This window comes from Paraburkholderia sp. J94 (assembly GCF_905220285.1).
In the GTDB taxonomy this organism is placed as follows: Bacteria; Pseudomonadota; Gammaproteobacteria; order Burkholderiales; family Burkholderiaceae; genus Paraburkholderia; species Paraburkholderia tropica_A.
On sequence record NZ_CAJMZH010000026.1, the window covers coordinates 1 to 14,245 of the forward strand.

Here is a 14,245-nt window from a genome sequence, read left to right on the forward strand (position 1 = left end):
GGCGCCGCGTCAATGCGCTGCGCCGCGAAGGCCTGCTGCCGCAATGGAATCTCGCGTACTGGGTTGCGATCGCGGTGGCCGCGCTCGGCGCGTTCGCGCTCGGTTCACTGGTGCTGGATTGATGGGGGAAAGCGGTCGCGACCTGGCGTTCCGGTTATCGGAAGACACTGCGGAATGAGCGCTCCGCTCCCGACGACGCCGCTGCTCTAACGCGCGCGCCGTCGGCCCGTTTAGCTCATCGCCTGCACCTGCGATTCCGCGAGCGCGAGCATCCGCGCGAGCGAATCGGCCTGCGTCCGCGGCGCGTCGATCACGAACAGCGACTCGCGCAGCGCACGTTCGAGATCGAAGCGCCCTTCGAGCCACGCGCGCAACGCCGCCTCCGATGTGATCAGGATATTGCTGCGCTGCGCGTCATCGGTGGCGCTGAGGTCGGGCATCTCCGGCACGATATCCGGGTCGAAGCCCTCGGTCGTGGCGTGAAAGAACCCCCACGTATCGTTCTCGATCAGCAGCACATAGAAGTCCGGCAGCGCCAGCAGCGCCGCCTCGCCGTGCGCGCCTTCGACGCGCGCCTGTAGCAGATTCAGCGCGTCGATGGCCGAGAGGCGCATGCGGGCCGCCGAGAGCGCGCCCCCAGCGGTATCGATGGGCTCGATCAGCCCGGCGTCGATCGCCTGGCGGGCCGCGACGGCGATCGTCAGCGCCAGCGGATGCCCGACGCTGAAATCGAGCTTGAAATTACAGATCGCGCACATGGCATCCCCTCAAGGCGTCACGATGTTGAACCAGAAGTCGAACGTGTCGAGCCACGACACGAATTCGCCCAGTTTCTGGCTGTTGCCGTCGATCTTCGCGTTACCGGCCATCACGAGCTTCTGCATGTTGGTCTTGCCCATCATGATGTCGTTGAGGTCGGCGCGCGTCATCGTGACAGTCGCATCCGCCGACTTCAGGCTCTTGTTCCCGGTGTAATGCAACGCGCTGTTTTCCACGCCGAGCACGTAGTTCTCTTTCGTATCGGTCAGCACGAGATTGAACGACGCAGTCTTGCCCGCTGCACGGTCGCCGTTGAGACGGATGCCCAGATAGTCGAGGAACATGTCGAGCGGCATCGCCTGGATCGTGTCCGGGCTTTGCGGCTGCGGCGCCGGAAGCTGCTGGATGCCGCCGCGCAACTCCTGCGCGCCCGTCAGGTAGAAGTTGCGCCACGACGCCGATTCCGCCTGATAGCCCAGTTGCTCGTAAGCGTCGGCGAGCAGTTGTTTCGCCGAGGTGTTCTGCGGCTCCGCGAACACCACATGATTGACGACTTCCGCGACCCACCGGTAATCGCCCTTGCTGTAATAGCCGTGCGCCTTGCTCAGCACAGCGGCAGAACCGCCCATGAATTCCACATAGCGCTTACCCGCTTCGGTCGGCGGCAGACGATGCAGATTCGCGGGCACGCCGTCGAAGAAACCGAGCCGCAGGTTGTACTGCGCGACGGCATCGTGATAGACCGTGCCGTAATAGCCGCGGCAATACCAGTGTTTCGCGAGACTCTCGGGCAAACGGATCTTCTCGCCGATCTCCAGCGGCGTCATCCCCTGGTTCGCCATGCGCAGCACCTGATCGTGCAGATAGCGATACATGTCGCGCTGCGCACCGAGAAACGCGACCACGCGATCGTTGCCCCACGTCGGCCAGTAGTGCGAAGCGAATACGACCTGCATATCGTCGCCGAACATGTCGAGCGACGATTGCAGATACTTCGACCAGAGCAGCGCGTCGCGCACTTTCGCGCCGCGCAGCGTGTAGAGATTGTGCAGCGTGTGCGTGGCGTCTTCTGCCGCGCAAAACGCCTTGAACTTCGGCAGATAGAACATGAATTCAGAAGGCGCTTCCGACTCGGGCGCCATCAGCACGACCAGTTCCACGCCGTCGAGCGTGAGCTTCTGGCCGGTCTTTTCGGCGAACATCGTCGGCACGGCGAGCGTGATCGTGCCCACCGACGTGGTCTTGCCGAGCCCGCCGTCCACGATGCCCGTGGGACTACGCGGCAGCAGCGAGCCGTACATGTAGCTCGCGCGCCGCCCCATCGCGTTACCGGCGATGATGTTCTCGCCCACCGCCGCTTCGGTGAAACCGGTTGGCGCGACGATCTGCACCTTGCCCGACTTCAGGTCGTCGTCGCTGACGAGACCGCGCACACCGCCGTAGTGATCGACGTGACTGTGCGTGTAGATGACATGCGTGATCGGATGATCGCCAAGATGCGGAATGACGAGTTGCTTCCAGACGGTCGAGGCCACCTCGGTGGTGATGAACGGATCGACGACGATATAGCCGCGGTCGCCGCGAATAATGCTCATGACCGAGAGATCGTAGCCGCGCACCTGCCAGATGCCATCGACGACCTTGAACAAGCCGTGATTCATGTTGAGCTTGGCGTTGCGCCAGAGGCTCGGATTGACGGTGGGCGGCGCGTTGTTTTCCGGGCCGCCCTGCACGAAGGCGAACTGTTGCAGATCCCACGAATGCGTGCCGCCGGGTCCCGGAATCACGACGGGCTCGGGCAGCGTTGCGACAAGCCCGCGCTTCGCATCCTCGAAATCCTGCGCATCGCCGAACTGCAGAAACTCGGCGAATTGCTTGTTGACGGCGAGCGTGGCGGCCGTGGCGGGCTTGGCCGCGCCGGTGGTCGGCGTCGCCGCGTGCGCGACCTGAGTCAGCGTTTCTCCAACCACACCGGACAGCCCGGTTGCCACGCTCGTGACCGCGACGTTCTTGAGGAATGCCCTGCGACCGCCTGACTTCGCTTCGTCGTCCGAATGCGACATGACCACCTCCGGTTATTCAAGGAAATGGCGGACGCACAGCGCCCGCCATCGTTGCTCGATAACTTCTCCGAGGTTTTTCGCACAATCGACCGGCTGAGACTATTGGTAGTTGGGGCAACCAGATTGCCCCAAGGGGCGATGTTGGGAGGCGGCTTATTGCGATCCGTACGGACGCTTACCGATGCGTTTCCATTCTTGAAGCGCAATCGCGCGATTCAATGGCCCAGCAAATGGGAAAGCTGGGGCGCGATAAGGCCATTGGCGTAGTCGGATATGTGATCGGAATAGCTGTAAAGGAAACTGCCATTCACCGTCATCGGACAGGTGTCGTGCCGGATATCGCACAGAAGCGGCGTCGGGTCGTACACGAGCAGATCCGGATTGCGCTTCTGCAACTGCGCGACGAGCGCGCGGTAGGCCCGCGTCGCCTGGAGGTGCGCGTGATAGCTGATCGCGCACCGGTCGTTGGCGCTCACGTCATCGTCGATATGCAGGAAACTGCGGACCGGTTCCCATGCAGCGGGCCTGCGATCCATGCATTGATGAGGCTCGGCCAGCGTCGGCGTATCGATAACGAAAGCGACCCGCTTGCCCGCGCGCATCAACACCTTGACCAGGTTATCGACGCCCGCAAGCGCATCGGACGGCTCCGTTCGTGGTGCGTGCTGATCGGGCGACGGCGGCGCCAGCAGATCCCGCGCCGCCATCGTCAGCACCACCGTCCCGATCTCGCTGTTGTTCACGAGCATGCGCAGCGCTGTGGCAGTCGCCTCCGTGCACCGCGCCTGGCCAATGCCCGCAGTCGGCACGCCTTCGGCGGAGACCGTGGGCGCGCAGCCCGCGCGCGCGATCAGTAACCAGCTCTCGCCGGGCTGCGAATGACGCACGAGCCCCCAGTAGGCCGCGTCCGCTTTACTGTCGCCCCACATGGCGTAGCGCGGCGTCGCGCGTTTGTCGGTCGAGCAGAAGTCGAAGAGTTTCTGATCCTTCGCGCCGACACCACACACGCGGTCGACATATTGACGGCCCGCGCCGAGCGTCGCACTAGCCGGATCAGCAGAGGCGCTGTAGCCCTTCCCCTTCAGGCGGAATTCAAGCCCGTCGCGCGCGTAGGTCATCGCCCCGAGGTAGCCCGCAATCAACAGGAGAACGGCGGGCGCCGCGACGGAAATCCATCGCGAGCGAGCACGTTGAAAGGGCCGCTCGACCAGTTGCAGGGTGAGCCACGCGAGCGCGACACTGGCCAGCAGTATTTCCACTCGCGCGGCCGGAACAAGCTCACTGCCCGCGACGATCACGCCAAACGACAGGAGCGGCCAATGCCAGAGATAAAGCGGGTAGCTGATCTTCCCAATCCCTATCGACACCGGATTGGACAGTATCCACCGGTTGCCCGCAGCCTCGACGCCGGCTGCGATGCACATACACGCGCCGCTCGTCGGCAGGAGTGCCCACCAGCCCGGGAAATTGAGTCGGGAATCGAGTGCGAAGAACGAAACCACACAGGTCGTCAGCCCGAGTATCGAGAGAAGGTTTCGCATCCGCTGGCTGAGGCCGCTCAGTGCGTTGTCGCCCTCGCCGGACTGCGACCAGCGTGCGAGCGCCGCGCCGCAAAGCAGCTCCCAGAAGCGCGAAAACGGCAGGAAGAACGCTGCGGAAGGATGCGCATTCACGAGCCACACGTTCGCCATGAAGGAAAGCACCGCACAGATGACGACGATGGCCCGCGTCCATCCGCGCCGAAAACCGACTGCGAGAAAGAGCGGCCAGAGGATATAGAACTGCTCCTCCACGCCGAGCGACCAGAGATGCAGCAGCGGTTTCGTGGCCGCCGACTGGTCGAAATAGCCTGCTTCGCTCCACAGCGTCCAGTTCGACACAAACGCGATGCCTGCGACGATGTGTTTGCCGAGTTGCTTGAACTCATCGGCGTAAAGGCAAAACCAGCCCATCAGAAAGGTGCTGAACAACACCGTCATCAAAGCCGGGAAAATTCTGCGGATTCGCTTCGCGTAAAAGTTGACGATGCTGAATTGGCCGCGCGTTAATTCCGACGAGATGATTCCGGTGATCAGATACCCGGAGATCACGAAAAACACATCCACGCCCGCAAATCCGCCGGGGAAAATACCGGGGAATGCGTGATACAACACGACGCCCAGAATCGCCATGGCTCGAAGGCCGTCGACATCGGGCCTGTAAGTCAACGCGCTGGTCCGCGCCGCTATTTTTTGCGACGTCTCAATTTCAAATACGACTGCGTTCAATATCGTTCCCCGACTACAGATACGGCCTGCGTCTCTTGTGCAAGGCGCGCGGCTTCCCGAGGCCGCTTACGGCGGCTCAAGTTCTTCTCGATCATCACGGTGTCATTCTGTCCGCGCGTAAGCAGGAATTCGCGCGGATACTTTTCTCGCTACCGCCCCTCCGTTTCGAATTGGCAGCCTGCGCATGAAGATAACGGCAATAAAATTTAAATATTTAATTCATTTTGTAGAAAGTCGCGATCTTCATCCGCGAATGCGATGGGACATCGCCCCATTCAGGCCGATTCAGCCCGATTCAGGACTCTGCACGGCGATGGAAAACGACGCTCCTCCCGCTCATCGTCTACGGGCCGCAATCACCATGCGAGGCGCACCCGCGTAGTCCGCTACGCCGCGCCCGCCTTCTCGCCCAGATACCCCGCAAACCCCTCTACGATCGCGTTCGTCTCGCCCGCGCGCACGAGCCTGAGCACCTGCGATTCGTAAGGATTACTCGCTAATGGACGAAACACCGCACGCGCGCCGCCCATCTTCCCCAACGCGGCGGGCACGAGCGCGATGCCCATGCCAAACTCGACCATCGTCACCACGGTCTGCCAGAGCCGCGCCTCGTGGCGGATCTGCGGACTGAAGCCCGCCTCCACGCAGGTCGCGATGATCTGATCGTGATAATGCGGCGACACCGAACGCGGAAACAGAATGAACGGCTCGCGCGCAAGCGAAGCCAGTTCGATCCGCCGCCGCTTCTCAAACCGGTGCCCCACGGGCAGGCAGCACAGAAACGGCTCGGAAAACAGCGTCTGCGACTGCACCTCGGCCGGAAAACGTCCCCAGTGCGCGAAACCCAGATCGATCTGCAAACGCTGCAACGCGTGCACCTGTTCGATGGTGTTCATCTCGCGCAGCACGACTTCGACGCCGGGATGATCGGCCTCGAAACGCCGGACCGCCTCGGGCAAGCCGCGATACAGCATCGAATTCACGAAGCCGATGCGCAGCCGACCCGCGAGGCCGTGCGCGGAACGCTCGGCGATGCGGCGCACTTCGTCGGCCTGTTCGAGCAGGCGGCGCGCCTCTTCGAGCAGCACGAAGCCCGCGTTCGTCAGCGCGACCGCCTTGTTGCTGCGTTCGAGCAGCTGCACGCCCAGTTGCTCCTCGAACTTGCGGATGTCGAAGCTCAGCGCGGGCTGCGAAATAAAGAGCCGCCGCGCCGCGCGCCCGAAATGCAGTTCTTCGGCCACGGCCACGAAATAGCGCAGTTGCTTGAGTTCCATCGCGGTGTCTCCTCCGCTTGTCTGTCCGTTGTTCGATCCGTCGATCGATAGATAGCGCTTATCGTACAGGACATCGTTTGTATTGGACGGTTATCGTCGGCGCTCCTATTCTTGGACGCACTACGGCGCCCCGAGCGCCCGTCCGAAGAAACGACAGGAGACACCGATGAGCGAATCCCCCGCCGCGCAAGGCAGCGGCGCGTCCAACATTCCCGACAGCCGCGGCATCAACTTCTTCCGCAGCGATCCCGGTCTGGCCCCGCTCCTGCGCGCGTATCTCGGCGACACGGCCTTCACGGACATCGAAGCGCAGCTCGTCGCGCTCGGCCAGCGCGCCTCCGACGAACTCGACGCGCTCGCACTCTCCGCCGATCACCATCCGCCCACGCTGCAACATCGCACGCGGCGCGGCGAAGCGATCCAGCACATCGACAAACACCCCGACTACGTCGCGCTCGAACGTGTCGCGTATGCCGAACTCGGTCTCGCCGCGATGAGCCATCGCGAGCACGCGCCCGCGCCGCTCGTGAAATACGCGCTCACGTATCTGTTCGTGCAGGCGGAGTTCGGCCTCTGCTGTCCCGTGAGCATGACCGATTCGCTCACGCGCACGCTGCGCAAGTTCGGCACGCCCGATCTGATCGCGCGCTATCTGCCGATGCTCGCCTCGCAGGACTTCGACACGCTGTTTCAGGGCGCGATGTTCATGACCGAGCAGGCCGCCGGTTCCGACGTCGCGCGCATCGCTACGCGCGCCGCACGCGAAACCGGCGCGGACGGCACGGAAACCTGGCGTCTCTATGGCGACAAATGGTTCTGCTCGAACGCCGACGCCGATCTCGCGATGGTGCTCGCGCGCGTCGACGGCGCGCCGGCCGGCATCAAGGGACTCGCGCTGTTCCTGCTGCCGAAGACGCTGCCCGACGGCACGCGCAACACGTATCGCATCGTGCGACTCAAGGACAAGCTCGGCAGCCGGTCGATGGCGAGCGGCGAGATCGTGCTCGAAGGCGCGCAGGCGTATTTGATCGGCGAAGTCGGACGCGGCTTTCATCAGATGGCCGACATGATCAACATGTCGCGGCTGTCGAACGGCGTGCGCGCCGCCGGTCTCATGCGCCGCGCGCTCAATGAGGCGCTGCACATCGCGCGCCATCGCGAAGCGTTCGGCCGCAAGCTCATCGACATGCCGCTGATGCAGCGTCAACTACTCAAGATGATGCTGCCCGCCGAGCAGGCGCGCACGCTGTTCATGCGCATCGCCACGCTGCTGCCGCGCGCCGACCGTAGTGACCGTGGCGACCGTGGTGACGAACTCGCCGCGAAATGCGTGCGCATCCTCACGCCGATGATCAAGTTCCGCGCCTGCCGCGACGCGCGCCGCGTGACCGGCGACGCGATGGAAGTGCGCGGCGGCGTGGGCTATATCGAGGAATGGAGCGACGCGCGTCTCGTGCGCGACGCGCATCTGGGCTCGATCTGGGAAGGCACGAGCAACATCGTGGCGCTCGATGTTGCCCGCGCGGCGAAGCGCGAAGGCGCGCTCGATGCGCTGGGCCGCTACCTGCGTGCCGAACTCGCCGAAGCGGGACTTCCCGATGCGAGCGCGGCGCTGCTGCGCGCGGCCTTCGAACGCGCGAGCGCGGCGCTGGAAAGCGTCGCCGAATGCGGCCGCGACGAGTCGGTGCGCCAGGCCGCGAGCGCGCTCTATCACGCGACCACGGCAGCGTTCATGGCGTGCGAAGCCGCCCAGGTGTCACGCGCGGGCACAGAAGATTACCGTCGGCTCGCGCTCGCGCATCTGATCGTGCGCCACAAGCTGCTGCCGCGCGATCCGCTCGCGCTCGACGACCGCGACGCACACGCCACGCAACTGCGCGCGCTCGTCGACGAAACGCCGCTGCCGCTCGCGGATGCCATGCAACTGCTGCCCGCGCAGTGAGGCGATATCATCATGACAATTAATACGGTATCCGAATCAATCCAGGTAAACGGCGCACTGCACGGTCTGCGCGTGATCGACCTGAGCCGCGTGCTGGGCGGCCCGTACTGCACCCAGGCGCTCGCCGACCACGGCGCCGAGGTTATCAAGCTCGAACCGCCCGACGGCGACGAAACGCGCGGCTGGGGCCCGCCTTTCGTCGGCGACACGGCCTCGTACTACGTGGGCGTGAATCGCAACAAGCAAGGCATCGCCGTCGATCTGTCCTGCGACGAAGGCCGCGCGATTCTCTGGCAACTGCTCGAAGGCGCCGACGTGCTGGTCGAGAACTTCAAGCCCGGCACGCTCGCGCGTTGGGGCATGGATTACGCGCGCGATCTTCAGCCGCGTTTTCCGCGCCTGATTCACTGCGCGATCTCGGGCTTCGGCCCCGACGGTCCGCTCGGCGGCCTGCCCGGCTACGACGCCGTGATCCAGGCAATGGCCGGGCTCATGAGCGTGAACGGCGAAAGCGACGGCCCGGCGCTGCGCATCGGACTGCCGATCGTCGACATGGTCACCGGCCTGAACGCACTCGCGGGCATTCTGCTCGCGCTCGCAGAACGCGAAAAGAGCGGCCACGGCCAGTCGGTCGATATCGCGCTGTACGACTGCGGCGTGTCGCTGCTGCATCCGCATCTGCCGAACTGGTTCGGCAACGGCCGCACGCCGCAACGCAGCGGCAACGCGCATCCGAACATCGCGCCTTACGACAGCTACGCCACCGCCAGCGCGCCGATTTTTCTCGCCGTGGGCAACGACCGCCAGTTCGCGAAACTGTGCGCGCATCTGGGCCTGCCCGAACTCGCCGACGACCCGCGTTTCGCCGACAACCGCAGCCGCTGCGCGCATCGCTCCGAGTTGAAGGCGGCGCTCGAAGCGCGGCTCGCGCTGCACGATTGCGCGCCGCTCGCGCGCGATCTGATTCAGGCGGGCGTGCCGTGCGGGCCGGTGCAGACCGTCGATGCGGTGGCGGCGCATCCGCATACGCTGCATCGCCAGATGCTCGTGGAAATGCCCGGCTATCGCGGCACCGGTGCGCCCGTGAAGCTCTCGCGCACGCCCGCGACCTATCGCACGCCGCCGCCCGCGCTCGGCGGCGACACGCGCGCGGTGCTCGACGCGCTCGGCATCGACGTGGACACGCAGCGCAAGCTGTTCGAGGCGGGCGTAGTGAAAGGCTCATAACGCGCTCAAATCAAGCGCAAGCCGAAACGGATCAAGACCGGCCCAAGCCGGCTCACCCCGACTATTGAAACTGGAGAGAGACATGACGAGCATCCCCGCGCGGCAGCCCGCGCGCGCTTCGCTGGCCGCCTTCGTCGGCACCACGATCGAGTGGTACGACTTTTATATCTACGCCACCGCCGCCGCGCTCATCTTCGGCAAGCTGTTCTTCCCGGCGCACGATCCGTTCTACAGCACGCTCGCCTCGTTCGGCACCTTCGCCGTGGGCTTTTTCGCGCGGCCCTTCGGCGGCCTCGTGTTCGGGCATCTGGGCGACCGCATCGGCCGCAAGAAGGCGCTCGTCGCCACGCTCTCGATCATGGGCGTCGGCACCGTGGGCATCGGTTTTCTGCCGACGTATGAAAGCGCGGGCGCGCTCGCGCCTGCCTTGCTGATCGCGCTGCGCATCGCGCAAGGCATCGCCATCGGCGGCGAATGGGGCGGCGCGGTGCTGATGGCGGGCGAACATGCGCCGAAAGACAAGCGCACGTTTCTCGCGTCGTTCGCGCAACTCGGCAGTCCCGCGGGCCTGATTCTCGCGCTGCTGGCGTTTCGCAGCGTCGCGCATCTCGATCACGCGGCGCTGTTCGCGTGGGGCTGGCGTCTGCCGTTTCTCGCGAGCGCGGTGCTGCTCGTGGTGGGCTTGCTGATCCGCTCGGGCGTGAGCGAATCGCCTGAATTCGAGGCGCTGAAAAAGCAGGCGCGCACTGCCGCCATGCCGATCGTCGAAGTGCTGCGCGACAGCTGGCGCGGCGTGCTGCTGTGTCTCGGCGCGAACGTGATCGGCGTGGCGGGCGCGTGGTTCGTCAACACCTTCATGCTCAACTACACGACGCAGACGCTCGGCCTCGACCGCACGCTGATTCTCGACTGCCTGTTCGTGGTCGCGTTCATCCAGTTCTTCACGCAGCTCGCTTCGGCGTGGTTCGCGCAGCGCGTGGGCGCGGGGCGCTTTCTCACACGCGCCGCCGCGCTCGCGATGCTCTCGCCTTATCCGATGTTCGTGCTCGTTTCCACCGGCAAGCCGCTGGCGATCGTGATCGGCATTGCGATTGCGGTGATGTGCATGTCGAGTTCGTATGCGGTGATGGCGGGCTTCATGACGAACGCGTTTCCGGTGCGCACGCGCTATTCGGCCATTTCGATTTCATATCAGTGCTGCGCGGCGCTCGCGGGCGGGCTCACGCCGCTCGTCGGCACCTTGCTCGCGCACGACTATCCGGGCCAGTGGTGGCCGCTCGCGCTGTTTTATAGCGCGCTCGCGGCCGTGTCGCTCGTGTGCATCGCGATGCTGCAACGGCGGCAGTCGTCGGCCGCGCCCGCCGATGTGGCGATCGCGCTGCCGGAGTGAGCATCTGAAGCACGTGCCGCTACGGCCTCAAACCGCGAGCGGCACCGCCGAAATCGCGTTCATCAGACGCGCGAGCGCGGCCTGCCAGGCCTCGCTGTGCCGACCGCCCTTCACAAGCGCATGCAGCATGTCGCGCTGGAGCGTGTCGCGTTCCGCGCCCGCCGGGAGGATATCGCCGAAGCTGATGAGCGCGTCGGCGAGCGCCGTGCGGGCCGCGGCGTCGTCCGTGTCGAGCAGGCCGCGCGCGGCCTCGGGCAGCGTCGCGAGAATGAACGCGCGCTCCTCCCAGACCACGAAGCGCGCGAGCCGCGTGAGCACGCTTTCGCCGGCCGGCGCGAGCGGTGCGCGCGCCGCGCGCTCGATCCAGTCGAGCAACGGATCGGCGGGCATCGGCCGGGCGATTTCGTAGCCCTGCGCGCCATCCACGCCGAGTATCGCGAGCGCCTTGAGCAGATCGGCGGAATCGACGCCTTCGGCCAGCACGAGCTTGCCGAGCGAATGGCCGAGACGCGTGATCTGATACACCACGCGCAGCGCGTCGAGCGCCGTGCCGCCCGCGATATGCGCGATTTCGCGGTCGATCTTGATCCAGTCGAAGGGCAATTCGCGCAGCCGCGCGAGCCCGCTATGGCCCGAGCCCAGATCGTCCTGGGCGAGCAGCACGCCGAGCGCGCGGAACTTCGCGAGAATCGCGCGCTGTCCCTGGCTCAGCGAAATCGATTCGTTCTCCAGAACTTCCAGCGTGAGACGCTCGCTGGGGCACGCGTGCGTCTCCAGCGCCTCGCGGGCCGCATCGAAATAGCGCAGATCGTTGAGCGCGGCAGGCGGCAGATTGACCGAAATTTCCAGATCCTGACCGGCCGCGAGCCAGCGCGCGCGATCGTCGAGTGCCTGGCCGAGACCGCGCGTGAACAGCGCGAGCAAATCGTCGGACGACAAGGCGAACAGGAATTCGTCGGGCGTCAGCAGACGCTCGCCGTCGCGCAGGCGCGCGAGCGCTTCGACCTTGCTCACCTGGCCGTTGGCGAGATTGAGCAGCGGCTGGTAATACATTTCGAGCGCGCCGGTGCGCACGAGCGCGGCCCAATGCTGACGCACGCTGACCGGCACCGCGCCGCCATGCAGCCCGTCCTGGGTCTGCAAACGCGAGGCGACGCAGCCGAGCAGCGTCTGCAACAGTTCGATGAAGGCCACCTGGTCCGGTCCGACGAAACCGCCCGGATACGCGCTGAACAGCATGACGATGGCGATCGGCGCATGGCCCGGCGCGGCGATCGGAATCGCCACCGACGAACGCAGGCCCTCGCGCGCGGCCACGTCGCGCCAGCGCTCGACATGCGTATCGGTCTGGTAGTTGACGACGCGCTCGGCCTTGCCGCTGCGCCAGGCGCGCCCGACGGCGCCCTGTCCGTCCGGGTGATCGGCGCGCACGCTGATCTCATGGCCGTGCGCGGTCAGCACGGCGACCAGGCCGCCCTCGCCGCTGCCGCCCGCGCCCGCTTCGAAATGGAAAATGCCCGCTTCGTCGGGCCGCCCGATCGCGCAGGCGGCCACCTCGTCGTGACCGCCGAGCGCGCCCACGAGCTGATCGATGAAATGCGTGTAGCTGCCCGCCTCCCAGACGATGCGCGTGATGCGCTGAAGCACGTCCTGCTGCGAGTCCTCGACGGACTGGTAGGCCTTGAGCTGCCAGGCGGTGTCGCTGTTGAGGCGGCGCGCGTAGAGCGACAGCGCCTGGCTGCCGACATCACGGCCAATCAGCTTGTCGAGCTGATCCTGGAGGATGCCGCGGCTGCGCACGAGCTCCTCCTTGTCGAGCCCGACGATCGCATGAACGCGGCCGATGCGCATCGCCATCGCGGCGTGCTCCTTCGAGCTGAGGCCGGGATCGGCGAGCGCGAGCAGATTCTGGATCTGCCGGTCCTTGAGGTGCGCGAGTTCTTCCGCCGACAGCATTTCGAGGATGCGCCGGGACTTGGGCAGACGCGCCAGCTCCTCGTAGAAGCGGTTCACCACGAGGGCGGCCGATTTCCGCAACGCCTCGATCAAAGTTTGCATGCGCCCTTCTGCCTGTTGGGTCCCTGCCGGGAAGTCGGCCCTCCGCGCGGCGCGCAAAGCGGCGAGCGAAAACCCTCGCTCCAGGCTGAATCATACGGCATGCATCGCCGTCCGGCCGTGGCCTGGCGTACATAGTGCGTGGCCCGGACGCCGCGCGGGTGGCGGTTGGTGGCGCGAGTTTGGCGGGACGGGGCGTGAATTACGGCGTTGCGAGCGGCATGAGAAGTGGCATCACAGCCTGCATGACGACCGGCATGACGAGCGGCTGACAAGCGGCGCTACGAGCAACGTCGAACACGCCATGGCGCGCACAAAAGCCGCGCGCCATGCCGTGTCCCGCCCGCGCGCGCCTACTTGCCGAAGGTCATGTTCAACCCGGCGAAGATCTGCCACTTCGGCACGCCCGCGCCCGAATGCGCGACCGAATATTGCGGCTCGACGAACACGTTGTAGATCGTGCCGCCCGCCTTCCACGCCTTGCCGCCGCCGAGACCCACGGGAATGTAGTACGCGCCGTGCTGGAGGTCGAACGTCCAGATGCCCGTCGAGCGGATATACCAGCCGTCCGGCAGATTGAAAATGCCGAAAGGCTGCGCCGTGAGCGACTGCACCGTGGGCCGGCTGCTTTGCCCCGCGAACGAATGCTGCCACTGCACCAGCGCGCCGAGCAGCCGCGCGCGCGACGCGTTCACGACCACCGCCGCGAGCCCGGCCTGCCACTTGCCGGTGCCGAGCGAGGGATCGGTGGCCGTGGGCGCGGTCACGAGCGGGCCGATGCCGATCTGCGTCGCGCCCTGGCTCACGAGGAAGATGTCGAACAGGTTGAGGTCGCCGAGACCGGTGTTGTAGCCGCCAGTCGGATCGGGCCGCGTGCTGATGGGCGCGGTCAGCCGCAGGATCTGCGGCACCGGCACGAGTCCGTTCGGCCCGAGCGGCAGCGTGCCGCGCAGCAGCAGATCGTTCGTCACCGCGCTCGATCCGTAGAGCGACGGCGCGAACATGTTCTGCACGTTGAACGACGCCGCGAGATTGAGCGGATTGTTGCTCTTGTTGGCGTTGTCGGCGGCGGAGTTGGCCTGGCTTTGGGCCACGGCCTGCATCGAGACGAGCGCGCCCGCCAGCGCGATCGTCGAAACCAGCGCGGCCTTACACCGCCGCGCCTCGGGTAACGTGCTGCGTTTCATCTGTCGTCCCCCAGAGTCCTGCGCCGCGTCCGTTGCGCGGCGCTTCGAGTCGCTCCCTGCCGTCTCCTGTGCGTTGCGCGA

The 14,245-nt window shown here is 65.6% G+C and carries 9 protein-coding genes; 3 read left to right on the forward strand and 6 right to left on the reverse strand.

Annotated elements, in window-relative coordinates:
• Positions 1-230: 230 nt before the first annotated feature.
• From U4Y88_RS35785 to U4Y88_RS35800, 4 genes are all read right to left on the reverse strand, one after another.
• The gene (locus U4Y88_RS35785; RefSeq protein WP_321789653.1) at positions 231-758 is read right to left on the reverse strand and encodes a hypothetical protein; all 528 of its coding nucleotides are present in this window, start codon (positions 756-758) and stop codon (positions 231-233) included.
• 9 nt (positions 759-767) lie between these two features.
• Entirely contained in the window at positions 768-2,822 is a 2,055-nt protein-coding gene (locus tag U4Y88_RS35790) for an alkyl/aryl-sulfatase (protein WP_224014586.1), read from the reverse strand.
• A gap of 215 nt (positions 2,823-3,037) precedes the next feature.
• Positions 3,038-5,089, reverse strand: coding sequence for an acyltransferase family protein (locus tag U4Y88_RS35795; RefSeq protein WP_321789655.1), 2,052 nt, complete (start codon positions 5,087-5,089; stop codon positions 3,038-3,040).
• 386 nt (positions 5,090-5,475) lie between these two features.
• Positions 5,476-6,363, reverse strand: coding sequence for a LysR family transcriptional regulator (locus tag U4Y88_RS35800; RefSeq protein ID WP_310631199.1), 888 nt, complete (start codon positions 6,361-6,363; stop codon positions 5,476-5,478).
• 166 nt (positions 6,364-6,529) lie between these two features.
• Between U4Y88_RS35800 and U4Y88_RS35805 the strand changes: the two genes are divergently transcribed.
• The 3 genes from U4Y88_RS35805 to U4Y88_RS35815 all read left to right on the forward strand — a co-directional run bounded on the left by U4Y88_RS35805 (position 6,530) and on the right by U4Y88_RS35815 (position 10,922).
• Positions 6,530-8,305 carry an acyl-CoA dehydrogenase family protein gene (locus U4Y88_RS35805; RefSeq protein ID WP_321789657.1) on the forward strand — a complete coding sequence of 592 codons (1,776 nt, stop codon included), beginning with the start codon at positions 6,530-6,532 and terminating at the stop codon, positions 8,303-8,305.
• Positions 8,306-8,317: 12 nt separating this feature from the next.
• The gene (locus tag U4Y88_RS35810) at positions 8,318-9,532 is read left to right on the forward strand and encodes a CoA transferase (protein ID WP_321789659.1); all 1,215 of its coding nucleotides are present in this window, start codon (positions 8,318-8,320) and stop codon (positions 9,530-9,532) included.
• Between the two features lie 82 nt (positions 9,533-9,614).
• Entirely contained in the window at positions 9,615-10,922 is a 1,308-nt protein-coding gene (locus tag U4Y88_RS35815) for an MFS transporter (RefSeq protein WP_321789661.1), read from the forward strand.
• Between the two features lie 27 nt (positions 10,923-10,949).
• Here U4Y88_RS35815 and U4Y88_RS35820 read toward each other — a convergent pair whose 3' ends face one another.
• Together U4Y88_RS35820 and U4Y88_RS35825 are read right to left on the reverse strand one after the other, a co-directional pair.
• The gene (locus U4Y88_RS35820) at positions 10,950-12,980 is read right to left on the reverse strand and encodes an EAL domain-containing protein (protein ID WP_321789662.1); all 2,031 of its coding nucleotides are present in this window, start codon (positions 12,978-12,980) and stop codon (positions 10,950-10,952) included.
• 350 nt (positions 12,981-13,330) lie between these two features.
• Positions 13,331-14,164 carry a hypothetical protein gene (locus U4Y88_RS35825; protein WP_321789664.1) on the reverse strand — a complete coding sequence of 278 codons (834 nt, stop codon included), beginning with the start codon at positions 14,162-14,164 and terminating at the stop codon, positions 13,331-13,333.
• Positions 14,165-14,245: the final 81 nt, after the last annotated feature.